22 protein-coding genes are annotated in these 19,620 nt (G+C 64.8%); 13 read left to right on the top strand and 9 right to left on the bottom strand.

Features of this window, described 5'->3' with window-relative positions; translation table 11 throughout:
- Window positions 1–201: 201 nt before the first annotated feature.
- From scpB to IAE37_RS13485, 4 genes are all read right to left on the bottom strand, one after another.
- Window positions 202–978 carry an SMC-Scp complex subunit ScpB gene (gene scpB, locus IAE37_RS13500; RefSeq protein WP_201174369.1) on the bottom strand — a complete coding sequence of 259 codons (777 nt, stop codon included), beginning with the start codon at window positions 976–978 and terminating at the stop codon, window positions 202–204.
- A complete protein-coding gene (locus IAE37_RS13495; RefSeq protein WP_201174417.1) occupies window positions 965–1,690 on the bottom strand; it encodes a segregation and condensation protein A in 726 nt (241 codons plus the stop codon). Before IAE37_RS13495 ends, scpB begins: the two co-directional genes overlap by 14 nt.
- Window positions 1,691–1,815: 125 nt before the next feature.
- Window positions 1,816–2,445, bottom strand: coding sequence for an L-threonylcarbamoyladenylate synthase (locus IAE37_RS13490; RefSeq protein ID WP_201174368.1), 630 nt, complete (start codon window positions 2,443–2,445; stop codon window positions 1,816–1,818).
- Window positions 2,446–2,458: 13 nt separating this feature from the next.
- Window positions 2,459–3,319, bottom strand: coding sequence for a PHP domain-containing protein (locus IAE37_RS13485; RefSeq protein WP_201174366.1), 861 nt, complete (start codon window positions 3,317–3,319; stop codon window positions 2,459–2,461).
- Between the two features lie 67 nt (window positions 3,320–3,386).
- On the opposite strand from IAE37_RS13485, the gene IAE37_RS13480 reads away from it, so the two are divergent.
- The 6 genes from IAE37_RS13480 (at window position 3,387) to IAE37_RS13455 (ending at window position 7,396) form a co-directional block, all read left to right on the top strand.
- Complete coding sequence (locus IAE37_RS13480; protein WP_136915983.1) at window positions 3,387–3,980, top strand: septation protein A; 594 nt, start codon at window positions 3,387–3,389, stop codon at window positions 3,978–3,980.
- A 1-nt stretch (window position 3,981) separates the two neighbouring features.
- Window positions 3,982–4,281 (top strand): YciI family protein, encoded by a 300-nt coding sequence (locus tag IAE37_RS13475; RefSeq protein ID WP_201174364.1) that lies wholly within the window; start codon window positions 3,982–3,984, stop codon window positions 4,279–4,281.
- 123 nt (window positions 4,282–4,404) lie between these two features.
- Window positions 4,405–4,791, top strand: a complete 387-nt coding sequence (locus IAE37_RS13470) for a translation initiation factor 2 (RefSeq protein ID WP_201174363.1) — start codon at window positions 4,405–4,407, stop codon at window positions 4,789–4,791.
- Between the two features lie 7 nt (window positions 4,792–4,798).
- Window positions 4,799–5,476: a response regulator transcription factor gene (locus IAE37_RS13465; RefSeq protein WP_201174362.1), complete on the top strand. Its 678-nt coding sequence runs from the start codon at window positions 4,799–4,801 to the stop codon at window positions 5,474–5,476.
- A gap of 102 nt (window positions 5,477–5,578) precedes the next feature.
- Window positions 5,579–5,995, top strand: coding sequence for a Spy/CpxP family protein refolding chaperone (locus tag IAE37_RS13460; protein WP_201174361.1), 417 nt, complete (start codon window positions 5,579–5,581; stop codon window positions 5,993–5,995).
- A 60-nt stretch (window positions 5,996–6,055) separates the two neighbouring features.
- A complete protein-coding gene (locus IAE37_RS13455; RefSeq protein ID WP_201174360.1) occupies window positions 6,056–7,396 on the top strand; it encodes a sensor histidine kinase in 1,341 nt (446 codons plus the stop codon).
- A 100-nt stretch (window positions 7,397–7,496) separates the two neighbouring features.
- Here IAE37_RS13455 and IAE37_RS13450 read toward each other — a convergent pair whose 3' ends face one another.
- A complete protein-coding gene (locus tag IAE37_RS13450) occupies window positions 7,497–8,054 on the bottom strand; it encodes a nitroreductase family protein (RefSeq protein ID WP_201174359.1) in 558 nt (185 codons plus the stop codon).
- 102 nt (window positions 8,055–8,156) lie between these two features.
- On the opposite strand from IAE37_RS13450, the gene IAE37_RS13445 reads away from it, so the two are divergent.
- Window positions 8,157–9,611, top strand: coding sequence for a TrkH family potassium uptake protein (locus tag IAE37_RS13445; RefSeq protein ID WP_201174358.1), 1,455 nt, complete (start codon window positions 8,157–8,159; stop codon window positions 9,609–9,611).
- Here the strand turns inward: IAE37_RS13445 and IAE37_RS13440 are convergent.
- Window positions 9,568–10,629, bottom strand: a complete 1,062-nt coding sequence (locus IAE37_RS13440; RefSeq protein ID WP_201174357.1) for an AraC family transcriptional regulator — start codon at window positions 10,627–10,629, stop codon at window positions 9,568–9,570. The two genes, IAE37_RS13445 and IAE37_RS13440, sit on opposite strands and share 44 nt — an antisense overlap.
- Before the next feature lie 152 nt (window positions 10,630–10,781).
- Between IAE37_RS13440 and IAE37_RS13435 the strand changes: the two genes are divergently transcribed.
- The 3 genes from IAE37_RS13435 (at window position 10,782) to IAE37_RS13425 (ending at window position 12,995) form a co-directional block, all read left to right on the top strand.
- Window positions 10,782–11,093, top strand: coding sequence for a DUF962 domain-containing protein (locus IAE37_RS13435; RefSeq protein ID WP_201174356.1), 312 nt, complete (start codon window positions 10,782–10,784; stop codon window positions 11,091–11,093).
- 61 nt (window positions 11,094–11,154) lie between these two features.
- Complete coding sequence (locus IAE37_RS13430; RefSeq protein ID WP_201174354.1) at window positions 11,155–11,922, top strand: helix-turn-helix domain-containing protein; 768 nt, start codon at window positions 11,155–11,157, stop codon at window positions 11,920–11,922.
- 182 nt (window positions 11,923–12,104) lie between these two features.
- Entirely contained in the window at window positions 12,105–12,995 is an 891-nt protein-coding gene (locus IAE37_RS13425) for a DMT family transporter (protein WP_201174353.1), read from the top strand.
- On the opposite strand, the gene IAE37_RS13420 is transcribed toward IAE37_RS13425, so the two are convergent.
- Window positions 12,996–13,277 (bottom strand): SelT/SelW/SelH family protein, encoded by a 282-nt coding sequence (locus IAE37_RS13420; RefSeq protein ID WP_201174351.1) that lies wholly within the window; start codon window positions 13,275–13,277, stop codon window positions 12,996–12,998.
- 67 nt (window positions 13,278–13,344) lie between these two features.
- On the opposite strand from IAE37_RS13420, the gene IAE37_RS13415 reads away from it, so the two are divergent.
- Window positions 13,345–15,531, top strand: a complete 2,187-nt coding sequence (locus tag IAE37_RS13415; RefSeq protein ID WP_201174349.1) for a patatin-like phospholipase family protein — start codon at window positions 13,345–13,347, stop codon at window positions 15,529–15,531.
- Window positions 15,532–15,598: 67 nt separating this feature from the next.
- Here the strand turns inward: IAE37_RS13415 and IAE37_RS13410 are convergent, their stop codons facing one another.
- Window positions 15,599–16,036, bottom strand: coding sequence for a MarR family transcriptional regulator (locus IAE37_RS13410; protein WP_201174347.1), 438 nt, complete (start codon window positions 16,034–16,036; stop codon window positions 15,599–15,601).
- 139 nt (window positions 16,037–16,175) lie between these two features.
- Window positions 16,176–18,320 carry a DNA helicase RecQ gene (recQ, locus tag IAE37_RS13405; RefSeq protein WP_201174345.1) on the bottom strand — a complete coding sequence of 715 codons (2,145 nt, stop codon included), beginning with the start codon at window positions 18,318–18,320 and terminating at the stop codon, window positions 16,176–16,178.
- A 246-nt stretch (window positions 18,321–18,566) separates the two neighbouring features.
- On the opposite strand from recQ, the gene IAE37_RS13400 reads away from it, so the two are divergent.
- Both IAE37_RS13400 and IAE37_RS13395 read left to right on the top strand, forming a co-directional pair.
- The gene (locus IAE37_RS13400) at window positions 18,567–19,154 is read left to right on the top strand and encodes a YecA/YgfB family protein (RefSeq protein WP_201174343.1); all 588 of its coding nucleotides are present in this window, start codon (window positions 18,567–18,569) and stop codon (window positions 19,152–19,154) included.
- A 6-nt stretch (window positions 19,155–19,160) separates the two neighbouring features.
- On the top strand, window positions 19,161–19,520 hold the full coding sequence (locus IAE37_RS13395) for a YbaN family protein (protein WP_201174341.1): 360 nt from the start codon (window positions 19,161–19,163) through the stop codon (window positions 19,518–19,520).
- The last annotated feature ends 100 nt before the right edge of the window (window positions 19,521–19,620 follow it).

Raw genomic sequence — 19,620 nt, 5'->3', positions numbered from 1 at the left:
CGCACTGGAGGGTAGAGGGTTTTGTGGGCTTTGGGAGTGAATTCCGCCTAGTGGTGATGTGAAGGCCTTTCGGGCCTCTTCGCGGGTAAACCCGCTCCTACAGGGATATCACCGATCCTGAATGTGGCGTTGAGCCTGTAGGAGCGGGTTTATCGGGGCGCCGAACCGCCGCGAAGAGGCCGGTACAACCAGCAAAAAACCTCAGGGCTGCAACTTGCCCTCATCCTCCACCGACGCCTCGGGCTCTTCCTCGCGCAGGTCCTCGAAATCGGTCTTCAAGCCCTCTTCCATCTGGTCCAGCTCCACCAGCAAACTGCGGAAGCTGGTCTCTTCCTTGGGCTCGGCCAGCGCCTCTTCCTCACCCAGGCTGGCATCGGCCAATGCCTGCAGGTGCGCCGGCACCGGCGCGTCATCCGGGTCGAGCAGCGGTGCGGGCTCCGGCTCCATCTCGCGCAATTCGGCCAGCGCCGGCAGTTCGTCCAGGCTCTTGAGGTTGAAGTGATCGAGAAACGCCTTGGTGGTGGCGAACATCGCCGGGCGCCCGGGCACCTCGCGGTAGCCGACCACGCGAATCCACTCGCGCTCGATCAAGGTCTTGATGATGTTGCTGTTGACCGCCACGCCACGCACGTCCTCGATTTCGCCACGGGTGATCGGCTGGCGATAGGCGATCAGCGCCATGGTCTCGAGCAGCGCACGGGAGTAGCGTTGCGGGCGTTCCTCCCACAGCCGCCCGACCCAGGGTGCAAAGTCTTCGCGGATCTGCAGGCGGTAACCGCTGGCCACTTCCTTGAGCTCGAAAGCACGCCCGGCACAGGACTTGCCCAGGACCTCCAGAGCCTTCTTGAAGACCTTCGGCTCCGGGCGCTCGGCCTCCTCGAACAGCTCGTAGAGACGCTCCAGGGATTGCGGCTTGCCCGAGGCGAGCAGAAAGGCTTCGATCAGCGACGCCAGGTCGCGGGGTTCATTCAGATTCATCGGGTTCTTCGACAGACTCGGCGCGCAACCGCACATGGATCGGCGCGAAAGGTGCATTCTGCACCAGTTCGACCAGCGATTCCTTCACCAACTCGAGAATCGCCATGAAGGTCACCACCACGCCCAGCTTGCCCTCGTCGCTGGCGAACAGCTCGACGAACGGCACGAAGGCGCCGCCCTTGAGACGTTCCAGCACATCGCTCATGCGTTCGCGAGTAGACAGGGTCTCGCGGGTGATCTGGTGGCTTTCGAACAGGTCGTTGCGGCGCATGACCTCGGCCATGGACACCAGCAGTTCTTCCAGGCTGACCTGTGGCAGCAACTTGCGCACCTTGGCCTGGGGGGCCTCCAGGCGCGGCACGACGACCTCGCGGCCGACCCGCGGCAATTCGTCGATACCTTCGGCGGCGGCCTTGAACCGTTCGTACTCCTGCAGCCGGCGAATCAGTTCGGCGCGCGGGTCGCCCTCCTCCTCCTCGACTTCGGCCGAACGCGGCAACAGCATGCGCGACTTGATCTCGGCGAGCATCGCGGCCATCACCAGGTACTCGGCGGCCAGCTCCAGGCGCACGCTCTTCATCAGCTCGACGTAGCCCATGTACTGGCGGGTGATCTCCGCCACCGGGATGTCGAGGATGTCGATGTTCTGCTTGCGGATCAGGTACAGCAGCAGGTCCAGGGGGCCTTCGAAGGCTTCGAGGATGACTTCCAGGGCGTCCGGCGGGATGTACAGGTCCACCGGCATTTCGGTCAGCGCTTCGCCGTAGACCAGCGCCAGCTGCAACTGCTGCGGCGACGCAGCCTCGGCAGCCGGCGCCGCGGACGCTTCCAGCTGGCTCACGCGTCGACCATGAACGGCGTGGGGTCGCCGCAGCCTTCGCGGATCAAGGCAGGTTCGTCACCGGTGAGGTCGATGATGGTCGAGGCCTTGAGGTCGCCGTAACCGCCATCGATGATCAGGTCGACATGGTGCTCCAGGCGCTGACGGATCTCGTACGGATCGGTCATCGGCTCTTCTTCGGGCGGCAGGATCAGGCTCACGCTCATCAGCGGCTCGCCGAGTTCTTCCAGCAATGCCAGCACGATCGGATTGGACGGCACGCGCAGGCCGATGGTGCGACGCTTTTCGTGCATCAGCAGCCGTGGCACCTCGCGGGTGGCATTGAGGATGAACGTGTAGGGCCCTGGGATATGCGCCTTGAGCAGGCGGAAGGTGGACGTGTCGATCTTGGCGAACAGCCCCATCTGCGACAAGTCGCAGCACAGCAGGGTGAAGTTGTGCTGCTTGTCCAACTGGCGCAAGCGCCGAACCCGCTCGATGGCGCTCTTGTCGCCAATCTGGCAGCCCAGCGCGTAGGCGGAGTCGGTGGGGTACACCACCACGCCGCCCTTGCGGATGATTTCGACGGCCTGCTTGATCAGGCGCGCCTGCGGGTTTTCCGCATGAATCTGGAAAAATTGGCTCACGAAGTCTTCCTGTTCATAGCGCCATAGGCTGTTCATCACGGAATCGACGCCACAGGGGTGGCAGGTCCTCGGGCAATGGCCGGTAGGCACCGATCTCGCCCCAGGTGCCGGGGCCGTGGAAATCGCTGCCAGCACTTGCCAGCAGCCCGAACTCACGGGTGAGGATGGACATCGTGCCCACTTGCTCGGCCGGCATCATCCCATTGACCACTTCAAGTGCCTGCCCACCTGCCTGAATATAGTCGGCTATCAGCCGTCTGCGCTTGCTGCGAGTCAGGTCGTAATGCATCGGATGGGCCAGGCTCACCCATGCGTTGGACTGGCGCAGGGTGGCAACGGTTTCCTCGAGTGTCGGCCAGTGCAGCTTGACGTCGCCCAGCTTGCCGGCGCCCAGCCACTTGCGAAACGCCTCGCCGCGGTCCTTGACGTGGCCGGCGCGCACCAGGAACTCGGCAAAATGCGGCCGCGCAGGGGCATTGCCGCTGTCGCCCAGCTCCTGCTGCACGGCGCGTGCGCCATCGAGGGTGCCGGGCATGCCCTTGGCCGCCAGCCGTCTGTCGATTTCCTCGGCCCGCAACCAGCGGCCACGGTGCAGGGCTTCGATGGCTTCGAGCAACGGAGGGGCATCGAGCGGGAAGTCATAACCCAGCACATGGATGGTCGCGCCACCCCACGTGCACGACAGCTCCACCCCGCTGACCCAGCGCATGCCCTGCGCCTTGCAGGCCTGGCGCGCCTCGGCGAGGCCCTCGAGGGTGTCATGGTCGGTCAGTGCCAGCGTTTGCACCCCATGCTCATGGGCTCGGGCGACCAGGGCCGAAGGCGACAGGGCGCCGTCGGAGGCCGTGCTGTGACAGTGCAGATCAACATTCATTTAGGAGCGCTTTCGCTGGAATCGATGTTTGTTATTATGCCGTCACATCCCGATTCTGGCTGCCATTGTGAAACAATTCATCGATTTCATCCCGCTGCTGCTGTTCTTCATCGTCTACAAGCTCGACCCGCGGCCCATGGAGGTCGCCGGCCACAGCTTCGAGTTCGGCGGCATCTACAGCGCCACGGCGATGCTGATCATCAGCTCGCTGGTGGTCTACGGCGCGCTGTTCCTGCGCCAGCGCAAGCTGGAGAAGGGCCAGTGGCTGACCCTGGTGGCCTGCCTGGTGTTCGGCGGCCTGACCCTGACCTTCCACAGCGAGACGTTCCTCAAGTGGAAGGCACCGGTGGTCAACTGGCTGTTCGCCCTGGGCTTTGCCGGCAGCCACTTCATTGGCGACCGGGTGCTGATCAAGCGCATCATGGGCCACGCGCTGACCCTGCCGGATGCCATCTGGACCCGCCTGAACCTGGCCTGGATCGGCTTCTTCCTGTTCTGCGGCGCGGCCAACCTGTTCGTCGCCTTCACCTTCCAGGACTTCTGGGTCGACTTCAAGGTGTTCGGCAGCCTGGGCATGACCGTGCTGTTCCTGGTGGCGCAGGGCGTATACCTGTCGCGTCACCTGCACGACGACCCTTCCACCTCCAAGACCAAGGATTGACATGCTCTACGCCATCATTGCCAGCGACGTCGCGAACTCCCTGGAAAAACGCCTGGCCGCACGCCCGGCGCACATCGAGCGCCTGCAGCAGCTCAAGGCCGAAGGCCGCGTGGTGCTGGCCGGCCCACACCCGGCCATCGACAGCAACGACCCGGGTGACGCCGGTTTCAGCGGCAGCCTGATCGTCGCCGAGTTCGACTCCCTGGCCGCTGCCCAGGCTTGGGCCGATGCCGATCCGTACGTTGCCGCGGGCGTGTACGACAAGGTCATCGTCAAGCCGTTCAAGCAAGTGCTGCCTTGAGCCGAAACCGCGTAGCGGCCTTTGCGGGCAAGTCCGCGAGGGCCGCTACGCAATCCACATCCATTCATCAAATCTGATAAACGGCCGACAACCTCCTGAACCCATACCGCCTCAGGAGTACCCATGCGCCAAGGTCAGATGTTGCTGTTGTTTTGCCTGTTGTTGCTGTCTCCGCTCGCCGAAGCCGAGCAGCCCCTGTCGCTGGAAGCCGGGGCACGCCTGACCGAACTGCAGCAGCGCCTGGACGACAGCGAAAAGCAACGTGCGGCACTGGCCGAGCAACTGCAGAACAACGACAGCCAGCGCGAAAGCGCGCAGCTGACGCGCCTGCGCCAGGACAACCAACGGCTCAAGCTGGCGCTCCAGCAATTGCAGGCCGTGGCCCCGCAACAACTGCTGACCGATAAGCAACAATGGTTTCTGATTGGCTCGGGTGTTGCACTCTTGTCGGCAGTCTGCGGTATCTTTGCCAGTGGCGGACACAGAAGACGCCGTCAATGGTTGAATTGAGTGAGTCATGAGCGAGCTGTTACTGATTGATGATGACCAGGAACTCTGCGAGCTGCTCGGCAGCTGGCTGAGCCAGGAAGGCTTTGTCGTCCGCGCCTGCCACGATGGCCAGAGCGCGCGCCAAGCGTTGGCCGAGCAGGCGCCGGCGGCCGTGGTGCTGGATGTGATGCTGCCCGACGGCAGCGGCCTGGAACTGCTCAAGCAGCTGCGCAGCGATCACGCCGAGCTGCCAGTGCTGATGCTCTCTGCGCGGGGCGAGCCGCTGGACCGGATTCTCGGTCTGGAGCTGGGCGCCGACGACTACCTGGCCAAACCCTGCGACCCCCGCGAGCTCACGGCCCGTCTGCGCGCGGTACTGCGTCGCAGCCACCCCACCGCCACCACCACCCAGCTGGAAATCGGCGACCTGGCCTTCAGCCCGGTACGTGGCGTGGTCAGTATCGACGGACGCGAGATGAGCCTGACGCTGTCCGAAAGCCGTATCCTCGAAGCGCTGTTGCGCCAGCCGGGCGAGCCGCTGGACAAGCAGGAACTGGCGCAGATCGCCCTGGGGCGCAAGCTGACCCTCTACGACCGCAGCCTCGACATGCACGTCAGCAACCTGCGCAAGAAAGTCGGCCCGCATGCCGATGGCCGCCCGCGCATCGTCGCGCTGCGCAGTCGCGGCTACTACTACAGTCTCTAGACGTTCTTTACCGACCCTTTACCCTCGGCTGACTGCGCTTGACCTTGATTTCCCTAGACTGGGCTCATCCGGTAACGACCGGCCCATGAAAGGAGAGACACCATGCGCAAGACCCTTATCGCCCTGATGTTCGCCGCCGCCCTGCCAACCGTTGCCATGGCCATGCCAGAGGGCGGCCCGCGCCACGACGGCCCGCATCACCGCGGTGACGCGCCTTTCGCCCAACTGGACCTGAGCCGCGACCAGCGCCAGGAAGTCGGCAAGCTGATGGGTGAGCAGATGAAAGCCCAGCGCGACATCACCAAGCGCTACCTGGACAAGCTGCCCGCCGCCGACCAGAAGGCCATGAAGGACGAACTCAAGGCGAGCCGCGAGAAAACCGACAGCCAGGTACGTGCCCTGCTCAAGCCTGACCAGCAGAAGAAGTTCGACGAACTGCAGAAGGAACGCGCCGCCCGCCAGGCAGAGTGGAAAGAGTTCCAGGCCTGGAAAGCTGAAAAAGGCGGCAAGGCCCAGTAAGCTGTCCTACCCCATGCCCGGCCCGCGCCAAGCGAGCCGGGCTTTTCACGCTTACAGGAGGTGCTCTTGCGTTCTCTGTTCTGGCGCATCCTGGCCAGCTTCTGGCTGGCCATCGCCCTGGTCGCCGGCTTGTCCATCCTGCTCGGCCACGTGCTCAACCAGGACGCCTGGATCCTCAGTCGCCATCCCGGCATCAACACCCTGGCCGCCCACTGGACTCAGCATTACGAGCAGGAAGGCCTGGAGTCAGCCCAGCGCTTCCTCGAACGGCGCAAGCAGCGCTACAAGATCGACGTGCAGGTGCTCGACGACAGCGGCGAGGCCGTGGTGCCTGGTACCTTCCCGCGCCGTGCGGCAGCGTTCGAAGCACGCCAGCACAACGATGAGCGCCACCTTCCCTGGCGTCGCCTGACCGAGGAGTACACCAGCCCCACCAGCGGCGAGACCTACCTGCTGATCTACCGTATTCCACACCCCGAGCTCGATGCCTGGCACCGCGAAAGCCTGCTCTGGCCGCTGAGCGCCCTGGGCATCGCCCTGGTGGTACTGACCTTGTTCAGCCTGCTGGTGACGCTGTCGATCACCCGGCCGTTGAGCCGCCTGCGCGGCGCCGTGCACGACCTGGGCCAGACCAGCTACCAGCAGACCAGCCTGGCGCGACTGGCCGGGCGGCGTGACGAATTCGGCGTGCTGGCCAACGACTTCAACAAGATGGGCGCGCGCCTGCAAAGCCTGATCGGCAGCCAGCGCCAGTTGTTGCGTGACGTGTCCCATGAGCTACGTTCGCCCCTGGCGCGCCTGCGCATCGCCCTGGCCCTGGCCGAGCGGGCCGAACCCGAGCAGCGCCAGGCCCTGTGGCCACGCCTGACCCGCGAATGCGACCGCCTGGAAGACCTGATCAGCGAGATCCTGGCCCTGGCCCGGGTCGATGCTGAGCAGTCCCATGCCGAGCCCGTCGACCTCAACGCCTTGCTCGGCAGCGTGCGCAAGGACGCCCAGCTCAGCGCGCCGGAACAGGAAGTACGCCTGGAAGCCCAGCCCGGGCTGACGCTGCAAGGCTGGCCGACGCTGATCGAGCGGGCCGTGGACAACCTGGTGCGCAATGCCCTGCGCTTCAACCCGCAGGGACAGCCGATCGAAATCCGCGCCAACCGCGAGCAGGAGCGCATCGTCATCAGCGTGCGTGACCATGGGCCAGGGGCGGCGCCGGAGCATCTGGAGCAGCTGGGCGAGCCGTTCTTCCGGGCGCCGGGGCAGGAAGCTGCGGGGCATGGCCTGGGGCTAGCGATCGCACGCAAGGCGGCGGAGCGGCATGGGGGCAGCCTGGTGCTGGAGAACCATCCGCAGGGGGGCTTCCTGGCTCGGTTGGAGTTGCCGCTAGCGGTGGTGACTGGCAGTTAAGAGGATGTAGGGTTCACCGGCCCTTTCGCGGGCAAGCCCGCTCCTACAGGCTCAACATTGGCCCTGTAGGAGCGGGTTTACCCGCGAACGAGGCAACGCGCTACTCGCCCCAGGCGCTGACGAACGCGGCCGTTTCCAACACCGGCGCCGTACGCGGCTCGGTCGCCGGCGTGCCCACGTACAGGTAGCCGATCAGTTCTTCGTTTTCAGCCATCCCCAGCCCCTTGTGCACGTGCGCATCGAAGGCCATGTCGCCTGTACGCCACACCGCGCCGATGCCCTGGGCATGCGCCGCGATCAGGATGCCATGGGCCGCGCAGCCGGCCGCCAGGCGCTGCTCGCTCTTGGGTACCTTGAAATGGTCCTGCAGCGTCGCGATCACCACGATCAGCAGCGGTGCCCGCAGCGGCATGGCGCTGGCCTTGTCGAGCGCGGCCTGGCTGGCATCACCCTTGGCCTGCAGCGCTTCGGCGAACAGCTCACCGAGCTTTTCCCGGCCCTGGCCCTCGATGGTCAGAAAGCGCCATGGGCGCAGCTGGCCATGGTCCGGTGCGCGCAATGCAGCCTGGAACAACGCCTCGCGTTGGGCGTCGTTGGGCGCGGGGTCGGTCAGGCGTGGCACGGAAACACGGTTGAGCAATGCGTCGAGAGCCTCCATCGGCTACCCTCCTGGCAGGTTAATGTGCGGCCATTCTAGCGTTTACATCACCAGACCCATAGGTAGAATGGCGCCCTTCCGTTTCGAGTCAGAGCAGATCACATGGCGTTGCCGACCTTAAGGATCATTGGTTTCATCATCGGCATCTTCCTCATTACCCTGGCCGTGAGCATGGCCGTGCCCATGGCCACCCTGGTGATCTTCCAGCGAACAGGCGACATGCCGTCGTTTCTCTGGTCCAGCCTGATCACCTTCGTCGCCGGCCTGGCCATGGTCATCCAGGGTCGCCCAGAGCACGTGCACCTGCGCCCACGCGACATGTACCTGCTCACGGTCTGCAGCTGGCTGGTGGTCTGCGTGTTCGCCGCCCTGCCCTTCCTGCTCACCCAGCACATCAGCTACACCGACGCCTTCTTCGAAAGCATGTCCGGCATCACCGCCACCGGGGCCACGGTACTCAGTGGCCTGGACAACATGTCGCCCGGCATCCTGATGTGGCGCTCGATGCTGCACTGGCTCGGCGGCATCGGCTTCATCGCCATGGCCGTGGCGATCCTGCCACTGCTGCGCATCGGGGGCATGCGCCTGTTCCAGACCGAGTCCTCGGACCGTTCCGAGAAAGTCATGCCGCGCTCGCACATGGTCGCCAAGTCCATCGTCGGGGTGTATGTCGGCTTCTCGGTACTGGGCGCACTGGCATTCTGGTGGGCCGGCATGAGCCCGTTCGATGCCATCAACCATGCCATGTCGGCGATCTCCACCGGCGGTTTCTCGACCTCCGACCAGTCCCTGGCCAAGTGGGACATACCGGCGGTGCACTGGGTCGCGGTGGTGGTGATGATCCTTGGCAGCATGCCGTTCACCTTGTATGTGGCGACCCTGCGTGGCAACCGCAAGGCGCTGATTCGTGACCAGCAGGTGCAGGGCCTGCTGGGCATGCTGGTGGTGACCTGGCTGGTGCTGGGCACCTGGTACTGGTACACCACCAACCTGCACTGGCTCGATGCGCTGCGCCACGTGGCATTGAACGTGACCTCGGTGGTCACCACCACCGGCTTCGCCCTGGGCGACTACAGCCTGTGGGGTAATTTTTCGCTGATGCTGTTCTTCTACCTGGGTTTCGTCGGCGGCTGCTCCGGCTCGACTGCCGGCGGTATCAAGATCTTCCGTTTCCAGGTGGCCTATATCCTGCTCAAGGCCAACCTCAACCAACTGATCCACCCACGCGCGGTGATCAAGCAGAAGTACAACGGCCACCGCCTCGACGAAGAGATCGTGCGTTCGATCCTGACGTTCTCGTTTTTCTTCGCCATTACCATCTGCGTGATGGCGCTGCTGCTGTCGCTGCTGGGCGTGGACTGGATGACCGCGCTGACCGGTGCCGCCGGCACGGTGTCCGGCGTCGGCCCGGGGCTGGGCGAGGTGATCGGGCCATCGGGCAACTATGCCACCCTGCCCGACGCCGCCAAGTGGATTCTGGCCGCCGGCATGCTGCTCGGCCGCCTGGAGATCATTACGGTGCTGGTGTTGTGCATGCCTGCATTCTGGCGTCACTGACCGCCGGGTTGTCCGCTCCCAGGCGCGCCCGGTATTCGCTGGGGGTCGCGTCGAACCAGCGCCGGAAGGCCCGGTAGAAATTGCTGGGATCGGCGAAGCCGAGCAGGTAGGCGGTTTCGAGCAGGGTCATGCCGGGCTGGGCGAGGTACTGCTCGGCCAGCTCACGGCGGGTGTCGTCGAGCAAGGCCTGGAAACTCGTGCCTTCCTCCTGCAGGCGGCGCTGCAAGGTGCGCTGGGACAGGTGCAGGGCCTGGGCCAGGGTCTCGCGCTTGGGCTCGCCCTGGGGCAGGATACGGCACAGCACTTGGCGCACTCGATGAGTGACGCAGCTTTCCGAGAAACGCGCCAGGTATTCGCCGGCGAAACGGTCGTGCAGCACCGCCATAGCTTCATTGGCCGTTGGCAGCGGTGCTTCCATGTCGGCACGCTCGAACACCAGCGCGTCGCGCGTGGCGCCGAACACCAGCGGTGAATGGAACGCCACCTTGTAGGGTTCGATGTTCTTCGGCTGCGGCCCCTGCACCATCACCCGCACCGGCTGGATCGGCCGCCCGCTGAGCCAGGTACACAGTGCCAAGGCGCAGGCCAGCGATGCTTCGGCGCTGTGCCGGGTGGGCGGCAGGTGGTCGCCATGCACGGTCAATATCAGCGAATAGCCTTCGGGACCAAGGCGGAAGCTCAGGTCGGAGCTCTCGGCAATGATGCGCTGGTAGCGCACCAGGCGCTCGAAGCCTTCGGCCAGGGTGCGGCTGGACATCAGCGCATACCCCACCACATGGAACGAGGCCGGACGCACCACCCGCGCCATGTTCAGACCGATGGCCTCATTGCCCGACAGCTCCACCGCCAGTTGCCAGAGGCGGGTCATGTCGTCCTGGGGAAAGCGTGCGTCGGGGTCGTCCAGGGCGGCGAAGTCCAGCCCGAGCTGCTTGAACATGGCCGGGCAGTCGAGCCCTTCGAGCTCGAGTGCCTTGACGATCCCTGATGCCCAGCTGGCTGACGTGGTTCTTTCACTCATGACAGGCTTCTTTCGCTGACCGCTTCATGCGGTAACCCAAGGATACTCAATTGGCGCCCATTGTCACTGGCCGGCTCCGCCAATGACTCTAGACTCGAATCAGGCTCCACGCCGTGTATCCTGTCAAAAAGTGTTAACACTGGAGCGATGCCATGACCAGCACAGCGCAGTTTCGCAGTTTTGCCGAGTTCTATCCCTACTATCTGGGCGAGCACAGCAACCCGACCTGCCGGCGCCTGCACTTCGTCGGCACCAGCCTGGTGATCGCCTTGCTGGCCTATACGATCGGCAGCGGCAAATGGCTGTTGCTGCTGGCCGTGCCGGTGTTCGGCTATGGCTTCGCCTGGATCGGGCACTTCTTCTTCGAGAAGAACCGCCCGGCCACCTTCACCCACCCGCTGTACAGTCTGATCGGCGATTTCGCGATGTTTCGCGACATCCTGCTGGGGCGCATCAGCCTTTAGGGGTGCACGGCGCTGGGGGAAATTGGGGCACAATGCTCGCCTGCCCCGCGAGGACCTTGCAATGCACACCGGCCCGATCCTTTCCCTGCGCCACTACCGCCATGACCTGATCGCCCATAGCCACGAACACCCACAACTGGTGTTCGGGCTGCGTGGCCGCCTGGATTTCGAAGTGCAGGGCCAGGGCGCCTCGCTCGACCGCCAAGGACTGCTGGTAGTGCCGGCGGGTGCACACCACACTTGCGGCAGCGATGCCGGTAGCCATTGCATGGTGCTCGACGTACCGAGCGAATCCTGGCTGCGCGAGCAACTGGGCGAGCATGCCGATGCCAGCCGGCGTCTGCTCGACTGCCCCGGCCCTTTGGCGCTGGACCCTCGCCAGCAACAGCTGGTGGATTGGCTGGCGGCAAGCCCCATGGATGATCCACTGATTGCCCGCCAGGGTGCGGTGTTGCTGCTGGCCAGCCTCAACCCTAGCGCTTCGGCCAGCATCACGCCCAGCCGACGCCTGCCCTATGCCGCTTTCGATGCGCATATCGAGCAGCACGCGGCCTACCCGTTGCAGGTGGCCGACCTGGCGCGCATCGCCGGGTTGTCCAGCGCCCGCTTGCATGCACGCTTCGTCGCGGAGTGTGCAATGACGCCGATGGACTACATCCGCCAGCGGCGTCTGCTCAAGGCACGGCAACTGGTGACCGGCACGACCCTGCCGATGGGCGAGATCGCCGCGCAGGTCGGGTACGGCTCGCAGAGCGCGTTTTCCGCGGCGATGTTGCGGGCGTTCGGTTGCTCGCCCTTGGCCCTGCGGCGCGAGTCTGGCGACAACTGACGCCAGGTGCGCGACAGAAGTCGTTCGCCTGTGGGGATACACTGCGCCTGTGCTGGCCCTTTCGCGGGTAAACCCGCTCCTACAGGAATCGCTGCCCGTTGTAGGAGCGGCGGTTCGCCGCTGCGATTTACCCGCGAAAGGGCCGGCACAGCTGGCAAAAATACCACCCCAGAAGGACCACCATGAACCACCGCACCGCCCTCGGCGCCCTGCATATCGGCGCGCTGTTCTTCGGCCTCACCGGCGTCTTCGGTAAACTGGCCAGCAGCGCCAGCCCGACCCACATCGTGTTCGGCCGCGCCGCCTTCGCCGTGCTCGCCCTGGGTCTGTTCGCCACGCTGGCGCGCCAGGCCTGGCAACCGCTCACGCGCCAGGACATCCGCCGCCTGCTGCTGGGCGGCGTGCTGCTGGCGGGGCACTGGGTGAGCTTCTTCATCGCGGTCAAGGTCGGCGGCGTGGCCATCGCCACCCTCGGTTTCGCCAGCTTCCCCGCGTTCACGGTGATCCTCGAAGGGCTGCTGTTCCGCGAGCGCATTCGCCGTAACGAGGCGCTGCTGGTCGTGCTGGTGAGCATCGGCCTGGTGCTGGTCACGCCGCAGTTCGACCTGGCCAGCGAAGCCACCGGCGGGCTGCTCTGGGCACTGTTGTCGGGGTTGCTGTTCTCGCTGTTGTCGCTGACCAACCGTGCAGGCTCCGGGCGCTTGCCGGCGGTGCAGGCCGCGCTGTGGCAGAACCTGGTGGTGGGCCTGTGCCTGCTGCCGTTCTCCGCACCGGGCATGGCCGAGGTCAAGGCCGTGGACTGGCTGTGGATCGCCCTGCTGGGCATTTTCTGCACGGGTGTCGCGCACAGTCTGTTCGTCGCGAGCCTGGCCGTGATCAAGGCTCGCACCGCCGCCGTGGTGTTCGGCATGGAGCCGGTCTACGGCATCGCCATGGCCTGGGTGGTATTCAATGAAACGCCCACTCTGCGCATGCTGGCCGGTGGCGCGCTGATCATCTTCGCCATCGTACTGTCCAGCCGCCTGGCCGCCGAACAACCACCGCGCCAGCGCGAGGCGGCGCAGGGCGCCTGATCAGCGATCGTTGTGGCCCAGGTCGCGCTGCGGGTCGATCTGGTCACGCACACGCTGCTTGAGCTGCTTGGCCTCGGGGAACCCACCATCGGCCTTGCGCTCCCAGATCTGCACGCCATTGCAGGTGATCCTGAAAACGCCCCCCGTCCCAGGTTCCAGGGCAACCCGGCCAAGGTCGTCGCAGAAGGTGCTGAGCAGTTCCTGGGCCAGCCAGGCGGCACGCAGCAGCCACTGGCACTGGGTGCAGTAGGTAATGACAATTTCTGGCTTGGCATCGGACATGGTCGCGGGTCTCCGGTTGAGTGGCCGCTTATACTAGCGGTCTTTAGCCTTCGGTTTGAGACTCACGATGCGTCGTCTGCTGTTCTGCCTGTTGCTGATGCTCACCACCTGCACGGTGCTTGCCACCGAACCGACCCGGCCCAAGGTCGGCCTGGTGCTGTCCGGGGGCGCCGCCCGCGGGCTCGCCCACATCGGCGTGCTCAAGGCCCTGGAACAACAGGGCGTACGTATCGACGCCATTGCCGGGACCAGCATGGGCGCGGTGATCGGCGGCCTGTATGCCTCCGGCTACAGCGTCGAGGAACTGGAAAAGCTCGCCACCACGCTGGACTGGCAACAGGCGCTGTCGGATGCCCCACCCCGCAAGGATGTACCCTTCCGGCGCAAGCAGGATGATCGCGACTTCCTGGTCAAGCAGAAGATCAGCTTTCGCGACGACGGCAGCCTGGGCCTGCCGCTGGGCGTGATCCAGGGCCAGAACCTGGCCCTGCTGCTGGAAAGCAAGCTGGCCCATACCGCCGACATCCGCGACTTCGACAAACTGCCCATTCCCTTCCGCGCCGTGGCCACCGACATCGCCAGCGGCGAAAAGGTGGTGTTCAACCGCGGCCACCTGCCCCAGGTGATCCGCGCCAGTATGTCGATCCCTGCGGTATTCGCCCCGGTGGAAGTCGATGGCCGGCTGCTGGTGGATGGCGGCATGGTCGACAACATCCCGCTGGACGTAGCGCGCGACATGGGTGTGGACGTGGCCATCGTGGTCGACATCGGCTCGCCGCTGCGTGATCGCAAGCAGCTGGCCACCGTGGTGGATGTGCTCAACCAGTCGATCACCCTGATGACCCGGCGCAATTCCGAGGAGCAACTGGCCAGCCTGCACCGCGACGACATTCTCATCCAGCCACCGCTGGCGGCGTTTGGCGTGACCGACTTCGGCCGCGCCCGCGACATGATCGAGGCCGGCTACCGCGCCGCGCAACTGCTCGAGCCACGCCTGGCGGCCCTGCGCCAGCCCGAGGGCGACGCCAGCCTTGCGGTGGCACGCTCACCGCGCCAGCGCACCCCGGTTATCACCGCGATCAAGGTGGAGAACGACTCCAAGGTCAGCGACGACGTGATCCGCTACTACATCCGCCAGCCGATCGGCCAGCCCCTGGAGCTCGATCGCCTGCAGACCGACATGGGCACCCTCTATGGCCTGGACTACTTCGACAGAGTGCATTACCGGGTGGTGCACAAGGGCGACGACAACACGCTGGTGATCACCGCGCGAGGCAAGCGCGGCGGTACCGACTACCTGCGCCTGGGCCTGAACCTGTCGGACGACCTGCGCGGCGACAGCGCCTTCAACCTCGGCGCCAGCTACCGCGTCAACGGCATCAACGAGCTGGGCGCCGAATGGCTGACCCGCGCCCAGATCGGCGACCAGCAGGAGCTTTACAGCGAGTTCTACCAGCCGCTGGACGTGGGCTCGCGGTATTTCATCGCGCCTTACCTGGACTTCAGCTCGCAGAACATCGAAGCCACACTGGACAACGACCCGATCGCCGAATATCGCCTGGAACGCTATGGTTTCGGCCTGAACCTCGGCCGCCAGATCGGCACCTATGGCGAGGTGCGCCTGGGTGCCGGCAAGGCCTGGGGCGAGGCCGAGGTGCGCATCGGCGACCAGGACCTGCCGAAGGTCAGCTTCAACGAGGGCTTCTACGAGCTCAAGTACTCGTTCGACACGATGGACAACGTGTATTTCCCGCACAGCGGCGAGGACATCGGGCTGACCTTGCGCAAGTACGACAAGTCGCTGGACTCCGACGAGGACTATCGCCAGTGGCTGCTGAACCTGGACAAGGCGATCAGCAGTGGGCCGAACACCTTCGTGCTGGGCGGGCGCTACGGGCGCACCCTGGACGACACCGAGGTGGTCACTTCGAGCTTCGTCATCGGCGGGGCGCGTGAGCTGTCGGGCTTCCGCCAGGATTCGGTCTCAGGGCAGAACGTCAGCCTGCTGCGGCTGGTCTATTACCGCCGGCTGACGCCGCGGGCCTATGTGCCGCTGGACTTCCCGCTGTATATCGGAGGGTCGCTCGAACGCGGGCGAGCCTGGAACAACGACAACGACTTCGACAGTGGCTATATCAATGCGATGAGTATCTTCCTGGGGATGGAGACGCCGCTGGGGCCGCTGAACCTAAGCTATGGGGCCAATAGCGCGCATGAGCAGGCGGTTTACCTGAACCTTGGGCATACGTTCTAGAAGGGTGGTGTTTGGGGGCGGGTTGATCCATTCCTTGTGTTGGCGCTACCGCCCCCAGACAGCCGCGTCACACCTTCTCGAGATTGGCCAGAATCTTGGCATGCACACGCATGCACACATCCAGATCGTCCTGCTCGATCCCGGTGAACAGTTCAAGCCGCAGGGCATTGGCGATGGTCTCGATCTGCTCGATCAGCGGCCTGGCCGGCGGACACAGGGCGATCTTCTTGGCCCGGCGGTCTTCCACCACCGCCAGTCGCCTGACCAGCCCCTGGTTCTCCAGGCTGTCGAGCAGGCGCGCAAGGGTCGGCCCCTCGACGCCCACGCTCTGCGCCAGCTCACGTTGGGTAGGCGGCTCTTCGAAACGCGCCAGGTGCAACAACACCAGCCAGCGCGCCTGGGACAGGTTGAGCCCGGCCAGGCGGCGATCCAGTTCGGCACGCCAGCCCCGGGACATCTGGGCCAGTTGCATGCCGAAGCGGTGTTGGTTGTCGTTCAGGGGCATAGGAAACTCATCGACTAGAACTAATTATTAGGCAGCTAACCATGACCGCACTCATCAAGCAAGGCTACCTGGCGTGGTCAGGACTGAAAATCGTCAAAAAGGATGACAAAGATCAGCACTTGACCGATATGCCCCTCGATCAGAGCTCGAACTCCGCTGCCAGCGCCGCACGCACGCAGTGAAGCACGCCTTCCGGCACCCGAGCGCCGAACAACGGCGCGATGGTGGTCACAGATGGCAGCTCGCCTTCGCCATCGAGGAAGGCGTCCTGGATTTCCATCATCAGGTCTTCAGGGAGGTCCAAAGCCTGTTCCAGGCTCAGTTCCTGACGGCCGATGGCTTCGGCAAGCAGGCTGTAGACGTTCTTCTCGCTGCAGTTCAACTGGCCGGCGATCTGCGCCGGGGTCATGCCCGCACGGGCCAGGCTGACCAGTTCGTGACGCAGGTCGAGCACCACCTTGGGCGCTTCTTCGGTCCCCCCGGCGCCATTGAGCACTTCGAGGAAGGCCTGGCCGTAGCGCTCCAGCTTGCGTGCGCCCACGCCGCTGACCTGGGCCATGTCGCTGAGGCTGTTGGGCTGGCTGCGCAACATCTCGAGCAGGGTCGAATCGGGGAAGATGACGTAGGGCGGTACGCTGTGTTCCTCGGCCAGTTTGCGTCGCAAGGTACGCAGGGCCTCCCACAGCTCGCGCTCTTCGGCGCGCACCAGCTGGCTGGCCGGGCTGCCGCCGCCGGAGGACGTCTTGGCCACGGTCTGCGGCTTGAGGTCGCGGCGTAGCTGCAAGGTCACCTCGCCGCGCAGCAACGGCCGGCAACTGTCCGACAGGCGCAGGCCACCGTAGCCTTCCAGGTCGATGTCGACCAGGCCACGCGCCACCAACTGGCGGAACAGCGAGCGCCATTCGGCCTCGGCCATGGCCTTGCCGACACCGAACACCGATAGCTTCTCGTGCCCGAAGTTGCGCACCTTGTCGGTGTCCTTGCCGAGCAGCACGTCCACCAGGTGCCCGACGCCATAGCGTTGGCCAGTGCGGAACACCGCCGACAAGGCCTGGCGCGCCGGCTCGGTGGCATCCCAGGTCTGCACCTGGTCGACGCAGTTGTCGCAGTGCCCGCAAGGCTGTTCGAGCACTTCGTCGAAGTACGCCAGCAGCGACTGGCGACGGCAGCGGGTTTCCTCGCACAGGGCCAGCATCGCATCGAGCTTGTGCTGCTCCACGCGCTTGTGGCGCTCGTCGCCCTCGGAGTTCTGCAGCATCTGCTTGAGCATCACCATGTCCTGCAGGCCGTAGGCCATCCAGGCATCGGAAGGCAGGCCGTCGCGGCCGGCACGGCCAGTTTCCTGGTAATAGGCCTCGAGCGACTTGGGCAAGTCTAGGTGAGCGACGAAACGCACGTTGGGCTTGTCGATGCCCATGCCGAAGGCGATGGTCGCGACCATGATCAGCCCTTCTTCGTTGAGGAAGCGGTGCTGGTTGGCAGAGCGCGTCTCGGCCGGCAGGCCGGCGTGGTAGGGCAGCGCCGGGAAGCCCTGGTCGCAGAGGAACGCGGCGGTTTCATCGACTTTCTTGCGCGACAGGCAATAGACGATGCCGGCGTTGCCCCGGCGCTCGCCGAGAAACGCCATCAACTGCTTGCGTGGCGCCTCCTTGGGCACGATGCGGTAGAAGATGTTGGGCCGGTCGAAGCTCGACAGGAAACGCTCGGCACCCTGCAGGTGCAGGCGCTGGACGATTTCCTCGCGGGTACGCATGTCGGCAGTGGCGGTCAGGGCGATCCGCGGCACATGCGGGAACAACTCGGCCAACTGGCCCAGTTGCAGATATTCGGGACGGAAGTCATGCCCCCACTGCGACACACAGTGGGCTTCATCGATGGCGAACAGGGCGATGTCCAGCCCACGCAGAAAGTCCAGCATGCGTGGCTGCACCAGGCGCTCCGGCGCCAGGTAGAGCATCTTCACCTCGCCCCGGCGCAGGCGCCCGGCCAGGTCGCGCTGTTGCTCGGCGCTAAGCGTGGAGTTCAGGGCCGCGGCGGCCACGCCCAGTTCGTCGAGGGTGGCGACCTGATCGTCCATCAGTGCGATCAGCGGCGACACCACCACGGTCAGGCCCTGGCGCAGCAGGCCCGGTACCTGGAAGCACAGCGACTTGCCGCCGCCAGTGGGCATCAGCACCAGGGCATCGCCGCCATTGGCCACGCATTCGATGATCGCAGCCTGGCGCCCACGGAAACTGTCGTAGCCGAAGATATCCTTGAGAACCCGCTGAGCCTGTTCGAGCATGTGCAACTCCAAAAATCGCCGTACCATCCTGGACCAACAGGCTGGACGAAAAACCCGCCCCGCACACGTCGAATGCGTAAGCGGCTTTTGCCAACGGGCGGCAAAACACGCCCCTGGATGAAAAACCGCGGAGTATACCGTAGTGACGGGCCGCGCAGTGCGCAGCGCTGACAGACGTTCCTTTGCCCCGCTGTCGCCGCAAGGTGCTAGAATTCACTATCGTTTATTCCCCAAGGTAGCCCTGTAATGTCCTTCGCCGAGCAACTGACCCGCCTGCAAGCCTTCCTCGATGCCGATGAGCTGCACGAAGAAGCGCTGGACTACGTCGCCGCACATGGCTACCTGACCGCCTTGTCGATCACCGCCGAGGAGGTTCCCGAGCGCGAGTGGATCGACGCCCTGTTCGCCGAGGAGCCGCACTACGCCAGCGACGCCCAGCGCACCGAGATCGAGGCCACCCTGGTCGCGCTCAAGGCGCACATCGCCCGCCAACTGGCCAGCGACGACGAATTCGAGCTGCCATGCGACCTGGACCTGACCGACGAGCCGGACGATTCCGACCTACGCGGCTGGTGCATCGGCTTCATGGAAGGCGTTTTCCTGCGCGAAGAAGCCTGGTTCGAGAACGCCGAGGAAGAAGTCAGCGAAATGCTCTTGCCGATCATGGTCGGCTCGGGCCTGTTCGACGAGCAACCGGAGTTCGCCGACATCGCCAGCAACGCCAACCTGCAGGACGACATGATCGTGCAGATCCCCGAGGCACTGACCGCCCTGTTCCTGCTGCTGCACGCGCCAGACGAGAAGCCGGCCCTGCTCAAGCCTCGCCACCACTGAGCCGCGATGCGCTACCTGCTGCTGGCCATCGGCTGGCTCAGCGTTGCGTTGGGGGTCGTGGGGATCTTCCTGCCGGTGCTGCCCACCACCCCGTTCCTGCTGTTGGCGGCAGCGTGCTTCGCGCGCAGTTCGCCACGCTTTCACCATTGGTTGGTCAACCACCCCAAGCTGGGGCCATGGATCCGCGACTACCTCAGCGGTGAAGGCATTCCTCTCAAGGGCAAGGTCTATGCCATCGGCCTGATGTGGGCGAGCATCGGCCTGTCGTGCTACCTGGTGCCACTGTTTTGGGCACGGGCCTTCATGCTGACCAGTGCGGTGCTGGTGAGTGTGTATATCCTCAGGCAGAAGACCCTGCACCGCTAGTGGCGGCATGATTCGCCCCCGAGATGCCCCACGATCTAACAATCGACTTTTCCTACAGTTTTTTAGGACGCCCCCAGACTGCCGGAGCAGCGGTTCCTCG

Source organism: Pseudomonas sp. S31 (assembly GCF_016648105.1).
Lineage (GTDB): Bacteria > Pseudomonadota > Gammaproteobacteria > Pseudomonadales > Pseudomonadaceae > Aquipseudomonas.
The sequence above is the reverse complement of the archived record's forward strand: the minus strand, read 5'-3'. Positions and strand labels throughout refer to the sequence as shown.